Origin of the sequence: Pseudomonas sp. B21-053 (genome assembly GCF_026016365.1) — a bacterium.
Taxonomy (GTDB): domain Bacteria; phylum Pseudomonadota; class Gammaproteobacteria; order Pseudomonadales; family Pseudomonadaceae; genus Aquipseudomonas; species Aquipseudomonas nunensis.
On sequence record NZ_CP087205.1, the window covers coordinates 612,203 to 627,292 of the forward strand.

Annotated in this window: 12 protein-coding genes; all 12 read left to right on the forward strand. The window is 60.6% G+C overall.

What is annotated here, in order from left to right:
• Window positions 1-46: 46 nt before the first annotated feature.
• The 12 genes from LOY68_RS02650 to LOY68_RS02705 all read left to right on the forward strand — a co-directional run bounded on the left by LOY68_RS02650 (window position 47) and on the right by LOY68_RS02705 (window position 15,042).
• Complete coding sequence (locus LOY68_RS02650; RefSeq protein ID WP_265042705.1) at window positions 47-1,546, forward strand: NAD(P)H-hydrate dehydratase; 1,500 nt, start codon at window positions 47-49, stop codon at window positions 1,544-1,546.
• Entirely contained in the window at window positions 1,534-2,004 is a 471-nt protein-coding gene (tsaE, locus tag LOY68_RS02655; RefSeq protein WP_163908003.1) for a tRNA (adenosine(37)-N6)-threonylcarbamoyltransferase complex ATPase subunit type 1 TsaE, read from the forward strand. The genes LOY68_RS02650 and tsaE overlap by 13 nt, the downstream gene beginning before the upstream one ends.
• The gene (locus LOY68_RS02660) at window positions 2,005-3,432 is read left to right on the forward strand and encodes an N-acetylmuramoyl-L-alanine amidase (protein WP_163908006.1); all 1,428 of its coding nucleotides are present in this window, start codon (window positions 2,005-2,007) and stop codon (window positions 3,430-3,432) included.
• The gene (gene mutL / locus LOY68_RS02665) at window positions 3,429-5,339 is read left to right on the forward strand and encodes a DNA mismatch repair endonuclease MutL (RefSeq protein ID WP_413787168.1); all 1,911 of its coding nucleotides are present in this window, start codon (window positions 3,429-3,431) and stop codon (window positions 5,337-5,339) included. Before LOY68_RS02660 ends, mutL begins: the two co-directional genes overlap by 4 nt.
• Entirely contained in the window at window positions 5,339-6,310 is a 972-nt protein-coding gene (gene miaA / locus LOY68_RS02670; protein WP_054053359.1) for a tRNA (adenosine(37)-N6)-dimethylallyltransferase MiaA, read from the forward strand. The genes mutL and miaA overlap by 1 nt, the downstream gene beginning before the upstream one ends.
• A gap of 95 nt (window positions 6,311-6,405) precedes the next feature.
• Window positions 6,406-6,666, forward strand: coding sequence for an RNA chaperone Hfq (hfq, locus tag LOY68_RS02675; protein WP_007902656.1), 261 nt, complete (start codon window positions 6,406-6,408; stop codon window positions 6,664-6,666).
• Between the two features lie 12 nt (window positions 6,667-6,678).
• The gene (gene hflX, locus LOY68_RS02680) at window positions 6,679-7,980 is read left to right on the forward strand and encodes a ribosome rescue GTPase HflX (protein ID WP_054053361.1); all 1,302 of its coding nucleotides are present in this window, start codon (window positions 6,679-6,681) and stop codon (window positions 7,978-7,980) included.
• Between the two features lie 96 nt (window positions 7,981-8,076).
• A complete protein-coding gene (hflK, locus tag LOY68_RS02685; protein WP_265042708.1) occupies window positions 8,077-9,249 on the forward strand; it encodes an FtsH protease activity modulator HflK in 1,173 nt (390 codons plus the stop codon).
• Window positions 9,249-10,118, forward strand: coding sequence for a protease modulator HflC (hflC, locus tag LOY68_RS02690; protein ID WP_054053366.1), 870 nt, complete (start codon window positions 9,249-9,251; stop codon window positions 10,116-10,118). The genes hflK and hflC overlap by 1 nt, the downstream gene beginning before the upstream one ends.
• A gap of 315 nt (window positions 10,119-10,433) precedes the next feature.
• Window positions 10,434-11,621: an ATP phosphoribosyltransferase regulatory subunit gene (locus LOY68_RS02695; protein ID WP_054616397.1), complete on the forward strand. Its 1,188-nt coding sequence runs from the start codon at window positions 10,434-10,436 to the stop codon at window positions 11,619-11,621.
• 54 nt (window positions 11,622-11,675) lie between these two features.
• Window positions 11,676-12,968, forward strand: coding sequence for an adenylosuccinate synthase (locus LOY68_RS02700; RefSeq protein ID WP_010464193.1), 1,293 nt, complete (start codon window positions 11,676-11,678; stop codon window positions 12,966-12,968).
• A gap of 139 nt (window positions 12,969-13,107) precedes the next feature.
• Window positions 13,108-15,042: a methyl-accepting chemotaxis protein gene (locus LOY68_RS02705; RefSeq protein ID WP_163908009.1), complete on the forward strand. Its 1,935-nt coding sequence runs from the start codon at window positions 13,108-13,110 to the stop codon at window positions 15,040-15,042.
• The last annotated feature ends 48 nt before the right edge of the window (window positions 15,043-15,090 follow it).

Below are 15,090 nucleotides of genomic sequence, written 5' to 3' on the forward strand. Positions count from 1 at the left end.
AGCTGAGGTGCGTATAATTCTGCCAGACATCGGAGCCCGAAGACGCATGCCGCACACTAAAGATGATTTACCCGACGCGCTGTACAGCGCCGCGCAAGTGCGAGGGCTCGATGCGAGCCTGATCGCGGCCGGCACGCCGGTCTTCGAATTGATGCATCGTGCAGCGCGGGCGACCTGGCGTGCGCTGGTCCGGCAATGGCCGACGGCCAACGAATTGACGGTGCTGGCCGGTCACGGCAACAACGCTGGCGACGGCTATCTGGTGGCGGTGCTGGCGCGGCGTGCCGGTTGGCATGTGCGGGTGGTGGCCGCCGGTGATCCCCAGCGTTTGCAGGGTGATGCTGCATCGGCCCACGCTGAAGCCGTGTCCGAAGGCGTCGCGATTCAAGCCTGGAACGCCCATTCCGAGTTGCGCGGTATCGTACTGGACGCCTTGCTCGGCACCGGTTTGACGGGCGAGGTGCGTGAGCCGTATTCCAGCGTCATCGCGGCGCTCAATGCCAGTGGCTTGCCGGTGGCGGCGGTGGATATTCCTTCGGGGCTGTGCGCCGATACCGGTCGTCTGCTCGGCGCGGCGGTTCGGGCGGACTTGACCGTGACCCTTATTGGTTTGAAGTTGGGTCTGTTCATTGGCGAAGCGGCGGATGTGGTGGGTGAGCTGGTTTTCAATGACCTGCAAGCCGATCCCGAAGCGTTCAACAATGCCGTCGCCAGTGCTCGTCGCCTGACGACCGGTAACCTGCCGCGACTGGCGGCTCGGCCTCCGACTTCACATAAAGGCCAATTCGGTCATGTCCTGCTGATCGGAGGTGATCGTGGTTTCGGTGGTGCAATCCTGCTGAGCACGCAAAGTGCGCTGCGCAGTGGCGCCGGCATGGTGTCCGTGGCTACGCGTAGCGAACATGTGCCGGCCGCGTTGGCCAGAATCCCCGAAGCCATGGTGCTCGGCGCGTCGTCGGCCAATCAACTGATGGGCTTGCTGGAAAAGGTTTCGGTCCTAGTGGTCGGTCCAGGCCTCGGTCAGGCCGCATGGGGACGCAGTTTGTTGTCTGCCGCTGCCAACGCGCCGCTGCCGCAGGTCTGGGACGCCGATGCGTTGAATCTGTTGGCCGCAGAGCAGGTGAAGCTGCCCGCCGATTGCATCATCACCCCGCATCCCGGCGAAGCAGCGCGATTGCTGGGGATAAGCACCGCCGAAGTGCAGGCCGATCGTCCCGCCGCCGCTCAAGCATTGAGCAAAAAATATACAGCTGTAGTGATTCTGAAAGGCGCCGGTAGCCTGATTGCCAGCCCCGATGGGCGACTGGCGGTGTGTCATCAGGGCCATCCGGCGATGGCCACTGCCGGTTTGGGTGATGTGCTGGCCGGTCTGGTCGGTGCCTTGCTCGCCCAGGGCATGCAAGCGTTCGACGCGGCGTGCCTGGCGGTCTGGCTCCATGCCAATGCCGGCGCGCAACAAAGTAAATCGGGCCGTGGGCTGGCGGCCAGTGATCTGATTCCAGCCATTCGTCAGTTGTTGGAGGAGCAAACACCGTGTCTGAAGTAACCCTGTACCTGGCTGATGAAGAGGCGATGACCGCATTTGGTGCTCGCATAGCGCAAACCACCCAAGGGCACGGTCTGATTTTTCTCGAAGGCGATCTGGGGGCGGGTAAAACCACGTTGTCCCGAGGCATCATCCGTGGCTTGGGGCATGTGGGCGCGGTAAAAAGTCCGACCTTCACTTTGGTCGAACCCTACGAGATCGGCGACATCCGCGCCTTCCACTTTGACCTTTATCGACTGGTCGATCCGGAAGAGCTGGAGTACCTCGGCATCCGCGATTACTTCGACGACGATGCTTTGTGTTTGATCGAATGGCCCCAGAAGGGTGCAGGCTTTTTGCCAAAGCCCGACCTGACCATTACCATTAGCCCGCAAGACAGCGGTCGTTCGCTGAATATTTTGTCCCAGGGCTCGCGTGGCGAGTCGTGGTGTGCCGCTTTGGCATTGGAATCCAATTAAATGATGGGGTCAGGTATGCGCTTTCGCGCGATGGTAGCTGCCGTAGGATTGTTGTTTTTGGCGGTGACCGTCGACGCTGTGGCCGAATCGAAGGTCAACAGCGTTCGCCTGTGGCGAGCTCCGGATAACACACGACTGGTGTTCGACCTCACGGGGCCGGTGCAGCACAGTGTCTTTACCCTGACCTCGCCGGATCGGCTGGTTATCGACATCAATGGCGCGAGCCTCGGTGCGCCGCTGAACGTCAACACGTCCAACACGCCGATTACCGCGATGCGTTCGGCCCAACGCACACCGACCGACCTGCGGGTGGTCATCGACCTGAAAAAAGCCGTCACGCCGAAAAGTTTCAGCCTGGCGCCGAACGCCCAGTACGGCAATCGCCTGGTGGTCGATCTGTTCGACAGCGCCGACGCCGCCGCGCCGATCCCGCCGCCGACCAACGTAGCCACTGTGGCCCCGGTGCCGGTCACTCCTATCGATCCTCCGGTGAAACTGCCGCCCGCTCCGGCCGGCAAGCGCGACATTATTGTGGTGATTGATGCCGGTCACGGCGGCGAAGACCCGGGTGCCTCGGGCTCTCGCGGTCAGCATGAGAAAGACGTGGTATTGGCCATCGCCCGTGAGCTGCAGCGCCAGGTCAACGGCATGAAAGGCTTCCGCGCCGAACTGACCCGCACCGGCGACTACTTCATTCCGCTGCGTGGCCGTACCGAGATTGCGCGCAAGAAAGGCGCCGACCTGTTCGTGTCGATCCACGCCGACGCCGCGCCGTCAGCGGCTGCCTTCGGTGCGTCGGTGTTCGCCTTGTCTGATCGCGGCGCGACCTCCGAGACAGCCCGTTGGCTGGCCGACAGCGAAAACCGTTCCGACTTGATCGGTGGTGCCGGCAGCGTCAGCCTCGACGACAAAGACCGCATGCTGGCCGGCGTGCTGCTCGACCTGTCGATGACGGCTTCCCTGACCTCCAGCCTTAACGTTGGCCAAAAAGTCTTGAGCAACATCAGCCGCGTCACGCCGTTGCACAAACAACGCGTAGAGCAGGCCGGGTTCATGGTTCTGAAGTCCCCGGATATTCCGTCGATCCTGGTGGAAACCGGCTTCATCTCCAACGCCAACGAAGCCTCGAAACTGTCGGCGGCCAGCCACCAGCAAGCGCTCGCGCGTTCCATCAGCGCCGGTGTTCGTCAGTTCTTCCAGCAAAACCCGCCGCCGGGCACCTACATCGCCTGGCTGCGCGACTCCGGCAAGATTGTCCAGGGCCCGCGTGACCATCGCGTGAGCCCGGGCGAGACGCTGGCGATGATTGCCGTGCGCTATCAGGTGTCCCCGGCGACCCTGCGCAGCGCCAATAACCTGAAAAGCGACGAGCTGAAAATTGGTCAGACCCTGACCATTCCCGGCACTGAACTGGCGGCCAAAGAATGAATCAGGCGCTGACCAATACTGCTCGCATCGAGCTGCTCAGCCCGCGACTGGCGAACCAGATTGCCGCCGGTGAGGTGGTTGAGCGTCCGGCCTCGGTGATCAAGGAGCTGCTGGAAAACAGCCTCGACTCCGGTGCCCGGCGTATTGATGTCGATGTCGAACAGGGCGGCGTCAAGCTGCTGCGGGTGCGTGACGATGGCAGCGGTATTTCTGCCGATGACCTGCCGCTGGCCTTGGCGCGACATGCCACCAGCAAGATTCGTAACCTCGAAGACCTCGAGCAGGTGATGAGCCTCGGGTTTCGCGGTGAAGCCCTGGCGTCGATCAGTTCCGTGGCGCGCCTGACGTTGACGTCCCGTACCAAGGATGCCGATCAGGCCTGGCAAGTCGAAACCGAAGGCCGGGACATGGCGCCTCGCGTCCAACCGGCGGCTCACCCGGTGGGCACCTCGGTGGAAGTGCGCGACCTGTTCTTCAACACCCCGGCCCGGCGCAAGTTTCTCAAGACTGAAAAAACCGAATTCGATCACCTGCAAGAAGTGATCAAGCGCCTGGCTCTGGCGCGTTTCGATGTGGCGTTCCATTTGCGCCACAACGGCAAGACCATCCTCAGCCTGCACGAGGCCCGCGATGATGCGGCCCGCGCCCGGCGTGTGGCGGCGATCTGCGGCTCGGGTTTCCTGGAGCAGGCGTTGCCGATCGAAATCGAGCGCAATGGCCTGCATTTGTGGGGTTGGGTCGGGTTGCCGACGTTCAACCGCAGCCAGGCGGACTTGCAGTATTTCTTTGTGAATGGCCGTGCGGTGCGCGACAAACTGGTGGCCCACGCGGTGCGCCAGGCGTATCGCGACGTGCTGTTCAACGGCCGGCACCCGACGTTCGTGCTGTTTTTCGAAGTCGATCCGGCGGGCGTCGACGTCAACGTGCACCCGACCAAGCACGAGGTGCGTTTCCGTGACGGGCGCATGGTTCACGATTTCCTCTACGGCACTTTGCACCGCGCCTTGGGCGATGTGCGGCCGGAAGATCATCTGGCAGCGCCGGTCGCGACAGCCATTGTTCGACCTACCGGCATTGATGCTGGCGAATTCGGCCCGCAGGGCGAAATGCGCCTGGCAGCCAATGCGTTGCTGGAACAGCCTCAAGGGCAACCGACCTTCAATACGGTGGCGGGCTCGGGCGCTGGCGCCGGTTATCAGTATCAATACACGCCGAAGCCTCAATCCGGTGTGCCGGTGGCGGAAGCCCAAGCGGCGTACCGCGAATTTTTCGCGCCGTTGCCCGAAGCCAATGCGGTCGCGTTGCCAGCCGGCCAGGACGACATTCCGCCGTTGGGTTATGCGCTCGCGCAGCTGAAGGGCATTTATATCCTTTCGGAAAACGCCCAAGGCTTGGTGCTGGTGGACATGCATGCCGCTCACGAGCGGATCATGTATGAGCGACTGAAAGTCGCCATGGCCAGCGAAGGTCTGAGCGGCCAGCCGCTGCTGGTGCCGGAATCCCTGGCCGTGAGCCAGCGCGAAGCCGATTGCGCCGAAGAGAACGTCGCATGGTTCCAGCGTCTGGGCTTTGAATTGCAACGCCTGGGCCCGGAAACCCTGGCGATCCGGCAAATTCCGGCGCTGCTCAAGCAGGCAGAAGCCAATCGCCTGGTCAGCGACGTACTGGCGGACCTGATGGAATACGGCACAAGTGACCGGATTCAAGCGCACCTGAACGAATTGCTCGGCACCATGGCCTGTCACGGCGCGATCCGGGCTAATCGGCGCCTGGCGCTGCCGGAAATGAACGGTCTGCTGCGGGACATGGAAAACACCGAACGCAGCGGTCAATGCAACCATGGCCGACCGACCTGGACCCAATTGGGCCTGGACGATCTGGACAAACTGTTCTTGCGCGGTCGTTGATGAGCCAGCTCCCTCCAGCGATTTTCCTGATGGGCCCGACCGCTGCGGGCAAGACCGACCTGGCCATCGAACTGACCAAAGTTCTGCCGTGTGAGCTGATCAGTGTCGATTCGGCGCTGGTTTACCGTGGCATGGACATCGGCACCGCCAAGCCTTCAAAAGAGATTTTGGCCGAATTCCCACACCGGTTAATCGATATTCTCGACCCGGCGGAGAGCTATTCGGCGGCGGATTTTCGTCGTGATGCCCTTGAGGCGATGGCCGAGATCACTTCGCGTGGAAAAATCCCGCTGCTTGTAGGCGGCACGATGCTCTACTACAAGGCTTTGGTCGAAGGACTGGCAGAAATGCCGGCGGCCGATCCCGAGGTTCGCGCGCAAATCGAAGAAGAGGCTGAACGCCTTGGCTGGCAAGCCCTGCACGACCAATTGGCGGTGATTGATCCGGTGTCGGCAGCGCGAATTCACCCGAACGATCCGCAACGTCTGAGTCGTGCGCTGGAAGTTTACCGCGTGAGTGGTCAGAGCATGACCGAGCTGCGGCTCAGACAATCTGCGCAAAGTACTGAAGCAGCCGCTTCGGGACTGCAACAATTGCCCTATACTGTCGCGAACTTGGCCATCGCTCCGGCAAATCGCCAAGTACTGCACGAGCGCATTAAACAAAGATTCACAATTATGTTGGAACAGGGATTCATCGACGAGGTCGTAGCCCTGCGTAAGAGAAGTGACCTGCATGCCGGGTTGCCATCCATACGCGCTGTTGGGTACCGACAAGTCTGGGATTACCTGGATGGCAAGCTGACGCAAGCCGAGATGCAGGAACGTGGAATCATAGCCACGCGCCAATTGGCAAAGCGCCAGTTCACCTGGCTACGCAGTTGGGCTGATTTACACTGGCTGGACAGCCTCGATTGCGACAATCTGCCGCGCGCCTTGAAATACCTCGGGACCATCTCCATATTGAGCTGAGTCCTTGCAATTGCCGTCTATCCTTGGGGGTGTGACGGCCAGAGCCATCTGAATTACCTATTTTTTATTATTGAATCCTTAAAGGAGTGCGGCACATGTCAAAAGGGCATTCGCTACAAGACCCTTACTTGAATACTTTACGTAAAGAGAAAGTTGGGGTTTCCATCTACCTGGTCAACGGGATCAAACTGCAAGGCACGATCGAGTCTTTCGACCAGTTCGTTATCCTGCTGAAAAACACCGTTAGCCAGATGGTTTACAAACACGCTATCTCTACAGTGGTGCCGGTTCGTCCAATTCGTCTGCCTAGCGCAACCGAATCCGAAGCAGGCGACGCTGAGCCAGGTAACGCCTGATAGGAGTCTCCTTTGTTCTTTGAGCGCCACGGTGGTGGTGAGCGAGTAATCCTCGTTCACTTGGATGGACAGGACCCTGAGGCGCGCGAAGATCCGCAGGAGTTTCAGGAATTGGCTAATTCGGCCGGCGCCGAGACCGTTGCGTTTTTTAACGTGCCGCGTCATCGGCCAACCGCCAAATTCCTGATTGGCAGCGGCAAGGTCGAGGAACTGCGCGACCTGGTCCATGCCGAGAAGGCCGATCTGGTCATCTTCAATCACATCCTCACGCCCAGTCAGGAACGTAACCTCGAACGTGTTTTCGAGTGTCGCGTGATTGACCGTACCGGTCTGATTCTCGATATTTTCGCCCAACGCGCCCGTACCCATGAAGGCAAGCTCCAGGTCGAACTGGCCCAGCTTGACCACATGAGCACCCGGCTGGTTCGTGGCTGGACTCACCTTGAGCGTCAGGGTGGCGGTATCGGTATGCGCGGCCCGGGTGAAACCCAGCTTGAAACCGACCGCCGTTTGCTGCGGGTTCGCCTGCGACAGATCAAGGGCCGACTCGAAAAAGTACGCAGTCAGCGCGAACAATCGCGACGCGGCCGTACACGTGCGGATATTCCTACCGTGTCTCTGGTGGGCTATACCAACGCCGGCAAATCCACGCTCTTCAATAACGTGACGAAATCCGACGTGTACGCGGCTGACCAGTTGTTTGCCACGCTGGACCCGACCTTGCGCCGTCTGGAACTGGACGACCTGGGGCCGATTGTCCTGGCCGACACGGTGGGTTTCATACGCCACTTGCCGCACAAACTGGTCGAGGCATTTCGGTCTACGCTCGAAGAGTCGAGTAACTCGGACCTGCTGTTGCACGTGATCGATGCGGCCGAACCGGATCGCATGTTGCAGATCGAGCAGGTGATGGTGGTGCTGGGCGAGATCGGTGCCCAGGACTTGCCGATACTCGAGGTCTATAACAAACTCGATTTGCTTGAAGGCGTCGAGCCACAAATCCAGCGCGACGAAAACGGCAAGCCCCAACGGGTCTGGCTGTCGGCGCGTGATGGCAGTGGTCTGGAATTGCTTGAACAAGCCATTGCCGAGTTGCTGGGCGGTGATTTGTTTGTGGGGACCTTGCGCTTGCCGCAGCGTTTTGCTCGACTGCGTGCGCAGTTTTTCGAGCTTGGTGCGGTGCAGAAAGAAGAACACGACGAAGAAGGCATCTGCCTGCTGGCCGTTCGCTTGCCACGGGTCGAGTTGAATCGACTGGTGAGCCGCGAAGGCCTGCAACCGATGGATTTCATCGAGCAACACACTTTGCAATAAAAGCCTGAGAAAGCGGTTGTGCCGTGGTGACAGGCATTCTGTAGCATTGGTCGGCGCGCCGTGGGTGCGTCTTTGCTTTATCAGATGGAGAGCGCTATGGCTTGGAATGAGCCGGGTGGCAACTCGAATAATCAGGATCCTTGGGGTGGCAAGCGCCGCAATAACGGCGACCGCAAGGGACCACCGGATCTCGACGAGGCCTTCCGAAAGCTGCAGGAAAGCCTGAACGGGTTGTTCGGTGGTGGAAAGAAACGCGGTGACGACGGCGGAGGTTCGGGCAAGAGTGGCGGCTTCGGAGGCCTGCTCGGCATCGGCCTCGTCGTGCTGGCGGCCGTGTGGCTGTACAGCGCGGTCTACGTGGTCGACGAGCAGGAGCAAGCCGTTGTGCTGCGTTTCGGCAAGTACTACGAAACGGTCGGCCCGGGCCTGAACATCTATTTCCCTCCGATCGATAAAAAGTACATGGAGAACGTGACGCGTGAGCGTTCGTACACCAAGCAGGGCCAGATGCTGACCGAAGACGAGAACATCGTCGAAGTGCCGCTGACCGTGCAGTACAAGATCAGCAACCTGCAGGATTTCGTGCTGAACGTCGATCAGCCGGAAATCAGCCTGCAGCAAGCGACCGACAGCGCCTTGCGCCATGTGGTGGGTTCCACCGCCATGGACCAGGTCCTGACCGAAGGTCGTGAGTTGATGGCCAGCGAAATCAAGGAGCGTCTGCAACGTTTCCTCGACACCTATCGCACCGGTATCACCGTTACCCAGGTCAACGTACAGAACGCAGCCGCACCGCGTGAAGTCCAGGAAGCCTTCGATGACGTGATCCGCGCCCGTGAAGACGAGCAGCGTTCGCGCAACCAGGCTGAAACCTACGCCAACGGCGTCGTGCCGGAAGCCCGTGGTCAGGCCCAGCGCATCCTTGAAGATGCCAACGGCTACCGTGACGAAACGGTATCGCGCGCCAAGGGTGAGGCGGATCGCTTTACCAAACTGGTCGCCGAGTACCGCAAGGCCCCTGAAGTGACTCGTGAGCGTCTGTACCTGGACACCATGCAGGAAGTCTTCACCAACACCAGCAAGGTTCTCGTGACCGGCAACAAGAACGGCCAGAGCAATCTGCTGTACTTGCCGCTGGACAAGATGATCGACGGTGGCCGCAGCACCAGCGCACCGGTAACGGGCGCGGCAGCCAGCAGCAATGAAGCGAATGCGCGTGCGGCAGCAGATCTGCAGCAACAGCAAGCACGTACCAGGGAGAGTCGCTGATGAGCAATAAATCGCTGATCGCCCTTATTGTCGGCGTCGTCGTGGCGATCGCAGCCTGGAACTGCTTCTACATCGTGGCTCAGACCGAGCGTGCGGTGATGCTGCAGTTCGGTCGCGTGGTCCAGACTGATGTTCAGCCGGGCCTGCATGTGAAAGTGCCTTACGTTAACCAGGTGCGCAAATTCGACGCACGCCTGATGACGCTGGATGCACCGACACAACGCTTCCTGACGCTGGAAAAGAAAGCCGTCATGGTTGATGCCTTCGCCAAGTGGCGCGTGAAAGATGCCGAGCGCTTCTACACCGCAACTTCCGGCCTCAAGCAGATTGCCGACGAGCGTCTGTCCCGTCGTCTGGAATCGGGCCTGCGTGACCAGTTTGGTAAGCGCACCCTGCACGAAGTGGTTTCCGGTGAACGTGACGCGTTGATGGCGGATATCACCGCTTCGCTGAACAAGATGGCGGAAAAAGAGCTGGGCATCGAAGTTGTCGATGTTCGGGTCAAGGCCATCGACCTGCCGAAAGAAGTGAACCGCAGCGTGTTCGAACGTATGAGCACCGAGCGTGAGCGTGAAGCTCGCGAGCACCGCGCCAAGGGTAACGAACTGGCCGAAGGCATCCGTGCCGACGCCGATCGTCAACGCCGCGTATTGCTGGCTGAAGCCTATCGTGAATCTGAAGAGGTTCGCGGTGATGGTGACGCCCAGGCTGCTGCGATCTACTCCAAGGCCTACGGCCAGGATCAGGAGTTCTACGGTTTCTACCGTAGCCTGCGTGCCTACCGTGAAAGCTTCGCGAACAAAACCGACGTCATGGTCCTCGACCCAAGCAGCGACTTCTTCCGTTACCTGGAAAAAGCCAAGCCTTGATACTGCGTTGACCTGAATCATCCCCCGCCCGGCGGCTAAAACCTCGGGCGGGGTGATCCTTTGGGAAAACGTGTGTATGATGCGGCAGCCGGGAAATTCCCGGCTTTTTTGCGTCTGCACGTTTGATTGTGGTTTTCACGCAGGCGACCGAGTTGAATGACTCGACAGGTTTTTCGAGGAAAGTGATTGGCGAAGCCGGTTTCAGGCTTTTTGCCACGTCGTTCATGCGCGTGCTTTGCGCATGGGCCGGACATTTTCTGCTTCACTCAAGGCTCGCCCAACGGCTGGCCGCCCGGATCATAGGGGAATGGCGTAATGGCAACGGTAGACCGCTGGCTGCTGCCAGATGGCATCGAAGAAGTACTGCCACCGGAGGCAGCGCGCATTGAAGTAGCGCGCCGCCAGGTGTTGGATCTGTTCCAGAGCTGGGGTTACGAGTTTGTCGTGACTCCCCATATCGAGTACCTGGAATCCCTGCTGACCGGCGCGGGCCAGGACCTGGATCTGCGTACCTTCAAGGTCATCGACCCGCAATCGGGCCGGCAGATGGGTTTCCGTGCCGACATCACGCCGCAAGTGGCGCGCATCGATGCGCACACCCTGCGCCGTGAAGGTCCGAGCCGCCTGTGCTATGCCGGCAGCGTTCTGCATGCTCAGCCGCGCGCCTTGTCGTCGTCTCGCAGCCCGATTCAGTTGGGCGCCGAGTTGTACGGCGATGCCAGCCCGAGCAGCGACGTCGAAGTCATCAGCCTGATGCTGGCCATGCTGCAACTGGCCGATGTGCCGGACGTGCACATGGACCTCGGTCATGTTGGCATCTACCGCGGCCTGGCCCGCGCCGCCGGTTTGTCCGGTGAAGTCGAGCAACAGTTGTTCGATGCATTGCAACGCAAAGCCATCGACGAGGTCATTACCTTGACCGAAGGTTTGCCTGCCGATCTGTCGGGCATGCTGCGCGCGTTGGTCGACCTGTGTGGCGGTCGTGAAGTATTGAGCGCTGCCCGTGAGCGTCTGGCCAATGCGCCGGCGCCGGTACTGGCGGCTCTGGAAGACGTGTTGGCGATTGCCGACCGACTGTCCACGCGTTTCCCTGAATTACCGCTTTACTTCGATCTGGGCGAGTTGCGCGGCTACCACTACCACACCGGTGTAGTGTTCGCGGTGTTCGTCCCGGGTGTTGGCCAGTCCATTGCCCAGGGCGGTCGTTACGACGACATCGGCGCCGACTTCGGTCGTGCTCGTCCGGCAACCGGCTTCTCCACCGATTTGAAAACCCTGGTGACCCTGGGGCGTGCTGAGATCGAGTTACCGTCTGGCGGTATCTGGATGCCTGACAGTACGGATGCGGCACTCTGGCAGCAGGTTTGCCAGTTGCGCAGTGAGGGTCAGCGTGTCGTTCAGGCTTTGCCTGGGCAACCATTGGCCGCCGCCCGTGAAGCGGACTGCGACCGGCAATTGATTCAGCAGAACGGGCTTTGGCAAGTATTGCCGCTGGCTTCTTGAGTTTTCCTGCCGGCGGCTGCCGGCACCAAGTTTGCGCGAATGAGGACAAGTGTTATGGGTAAGAATGTCGTAGTCCTGGGCACCCAATGGGGTGATGAGGGCAAAGGCAAGATCGTTGATCTGCTGACCGAACATGCTGCCGCCGTAGTGCGCTACCAAGGTGGCCACAACGCGGGTCACACCCTGGTGATCGACGGCGAAAAAACCGTCTTGCACCTGATCCCGTCGGGCGTGCTGCGCGAAGGCGTGCAGTGCCTGATCGGCAACGGCGTGGTGGTTGCACCGGACGCTCTGCTGCGCGAGATCATCAAGCTGGAAGAGAAAGGTGTACCGGTGCGCGAGCGCCTGCGTATCAGCCCTTCCTGCCCGCTGATCCTGTCCTACCACGTAGCGCTGGACCAGGCGCGTGAAAAGGCCCGTGGCGAGCTGAAGATCGGTACGACCGGTCGCGGTATCGGCCCGGCTTACGAAGACAAAGTCGCCCGTCGCGGTCTGCGCATCGGTGACCTGTTCCATCGTGAGCGTTTCGCCGCCAAGCTGGGCGAGTTGCTGGATTACCACAACTTCGTCCTGGTCAATTACTACAAAGAGCCAGCGATCGACTTCCAGAAGACTCTCGACGAGTGCATGGAATACGCCGAGCTGCTCAAGCCGATGATGCTCGACGTCACCGCCGAGCTGCACGAGCTGCGTCGCGCTGGCAAAGACATCATGTTCGAAGGCGCTCAAGGCTCCCTGCTGGACATCGACCACGGGACCTACCCGTACGTCACCAGCTCCAACACCACTGCGGGCGGCATCGCCACCGGTTCGGGTTTCGGTCCGATGTACCTGGATTACATCCTCGGCATCACCAAGGCCTACACCACTCGCGTTGGTTCGGGTCCGTTCCCGACTGAGCTGTTCGACGACGTCGGTGCGTTCCTGGCCAAGCGTGGGCACGAGTTCGGCGCTACTACCGGCCGTGCCCGTCGTTGCGGCTGGTTCGATGCCGTCATCCTGCGTCGCGCTATCGACGTCAACAGCATCTCGGGCCTGTGCCTGACCAAGCTGGACGTGCTGGACGGCCTGGAAACCATCAACATCTGTGTTGGCTACAAGAACCAGGATGGTGCAGTGATCGACGCACCGACCGACGCCGACAGCTACATCGGCCTCGAGCCAGTGTACGAAGAGATGCCAGGCTGGACCGAATCCACCGTCGGTGCCAAGACCCTGGAAGAGCTGCCGCAAGCCGCTCGCAACTACATCAAACGCGTTGAAGAGTTGGTCGGTGCGCCGATTGACATTATTTCGACGGGCCCGGACCGCAACGAAACCATCGTTCTGCGTCACCCGTTCGCTTAATAAGTCGTTGATGTAAAACACAAAGGCCCCTTAACCGGGGCCTTTGTCGTTTATGCCCGTTGGGCGGCACGACCTTTGCTGTAATTATGCCTTCTGGCGTGCCATCAATTTAATGGCGTCAAAGCAGAGGGATAATCCCGTGTCAGCCATTCTCTCACTGTTACAAAGCCGTCTCCTGCGGCCCGTGTTCGTTACCCTTGGTATCGCCCTTTTGGTGCAAGTGCTGGTCGCCGTCGCCCTGACCCGGAGCACAGTCACCGCGCTGGAGGCCGATCTAGGCGTGCGCCTGGGTGCTGACAGTCAAAAACTCTCTGGTGAACTGGAGCAGGCGGGGCGTGAAGTCACGTCGAGCCTGGACAGCCTTTCGACCAATACCCGTCAGCGACTCACCGCCGGCCTGTCCTCGCGTCTGAAGGACGAGCAGGCGCAATTGCGTGGGACATTGGAAAAAGACCTGAAGGACTCCGCCAATGATATGGCGCAGCTTCTTGCCTCGGTCGCACCCCGCGCCATGTGGGACAGCGACGTTCCAACCCTGTCCGAATTCGCCCGCCGGGCCCAGCGCAATCCGAATGTGTTGTTCGTGATCTACGACGACGCCACCGGCCAGCACCTGACCCGCTATTTGAATCGCGAAAACCCGATCAACAAAGCGTTGCTGGAGAAAGGCCAGGGCGAGCGCGCCTTGGACAAAGTGCTGGATGCGGCGAAGAACGATCCATCGGTCTACTACCTCGAAGCCTCGATCAGCCCCAATGGCGTGGAAATCGGCAAGGTATTGATGGGCGTTTCTACCGCTTCGGTAGAGGTCGATCTGGCAGCTCTGGACAAGCGCTTCACCGCGCTGATCGCCAGCAGTGATCAACTGGTCGGCGACAGCCTCAAAGGCGCGGCGGCTGATAGCGCAGCGGCGATGGGCGCGCGTCTGAAGTCGGCGCAGTCCACGGCGTCTGAAATGCAGGCCAACACGACTAGCACCGTGCAGCAAGCGGCGGGCACTTTGCGCTGGCGCATCGGCATGGGCCTGGCGGTGGTTGGTTTCGGCGTGTTGCTGTTGCTGGCCGTGGTGTTGGGTCGTCGCGTAGTCAATCGCCTGAAAATGCTGATTGCCGCCATGGATGATCTGGCGGCGGGCGAAGGTGACCTGACCAAGCGTGTGCAGATCAACAGCAAGGACGAAATCGGCGACATGGCCTCGGCGGTCAATCGCTTTGTGGATAAGTTGCAGCCGATCGTGCGCGAGGCGGGCGATGTGGCCCAGCGTACCGGTGTGGAAATCGGCGCCATGACCTTGCGCAATGCCGGGGCCGACGCGGCTGCGGGCATGCAGCGCGATGAAGTGGCCGAGAGCCTGCGCGCGTTGTCGCAAATGGCCGATGAAGCGCAGTCGGAAAGCCACGCGATGCAAGCCGCGTTGCAGCAAGTGGTGGATATTCGTTCCGCCACCGATGAGAACACCCGGACCTCGGCGAAAGTCGGCAGTCTGATCGAGGCGTTGGCCGGGCAGGTTGATACCGGTGCGAAAGTCATCGAGCGTCTGGCGCAGCAGAGCGAGCAGATTGAAGTGGTGCTGACGGTGATCCACGGGATTGCCGAGCAAACCAACTTGTTGGCGCTCAATGCCGCCATCGAAGCGGCACGTGCGGGTGAGACCGGTCGTGGGTTTGCCGTGGTGGCAGACGAAGTCCGGGCGCTGGCGAGCAAGACACAAAGTTCTACCGGCGACATCCAGGCGCATATCGTGGCCTTGCAGCAAGGTGCGCGTGAGGCGGTAGCGGCGATTGGTCAGGCCGGACGCCAGGCCAGCGAAGGGTTGCTGGTGTTGCGTGACAGCGCGCGGTTGCAGCAGTCGGTGCAGGCTTCGGTTGAGCAAGTGCATGCGGCGATAGGCCTGGCGACTCAGGCAGCAGCGCATCAGGCGCAGGGCGCGCAAGCGGTGCGGGGTCGGGTTGAGACGATTCATGCGCAGGCTGAGAAAGCGGCTCAGGCGGTGGTGGAAACTACGGCCAGCGGCAAAGTGCTGGATGGGTTGGCAGCGCAGTTGAAGGCCAGCCTAGGGCAGTTCAGGGCTTAGGATTTGTATTGGTTGGGCTGACGCCTTCGCGGGCAAGCCTCGCTCCTA

Coding starts and splice junctions, on each gene's coding strand:
- hfq (WP_007902656.1), top strand. CDS start 6,406: ATGTCAAAAGGGCATTCGCTACAAGACCCTTACTTGAATACTTTACGT.
- mutL (WP_413787168.1), top strand. CDS start 3,429: ATGAATCAGGCGCTGACCAATACTGCTCGCATCGAGCTGCTCAGCCCG.
- LOY68_RS02700 (WP_010464193.1), top strand. CDS start 11,676: ATGGGTAAGAATGTCGTAGTCCTGGGCACCCAATGGGGTGATGAGGGC.
- hflC (WP_054053366.1), top strand. CDS start 9,249: ATGAGCAATAAATCGCTGATCGCCCTTATTGTCGGCGTCGTCGTGGCG.
- LOY68_RS02660 (WP_163908006.1), top strand. CDS start 2,005: ATGATGGGGTCAGGTATGCGCTTTCGCGCGATGGTAGCTGCCGTAGGA.
- miaA (WP_054053359.1), top strand. CDS start 5,339: ATGAGCCAGCTCCCTCCAGCGATTTTCCTGATGGGCCCGACCGCTGCG.
- LOY68_RS02695 (WP_054616397.1), top strand. CDS start 10,434: ATGGCAACGGTAGACCGCTGGCTGCTGCCAGATGGCATCGAAGAAGTA.
- hflK (WP_265042708.1), top strand. CDS start 8,077: ATGGCTTGGAATGAGCCGGGTGGCAACTCGAATAATCAGGATCCTTGG.
- LOY68_RS02650 (WP_265042705.1), top strand. CDS start 47: ATGCCGCACACTAAAGATGATTTACCCGACGCGCTGTACAGCGCCGCG.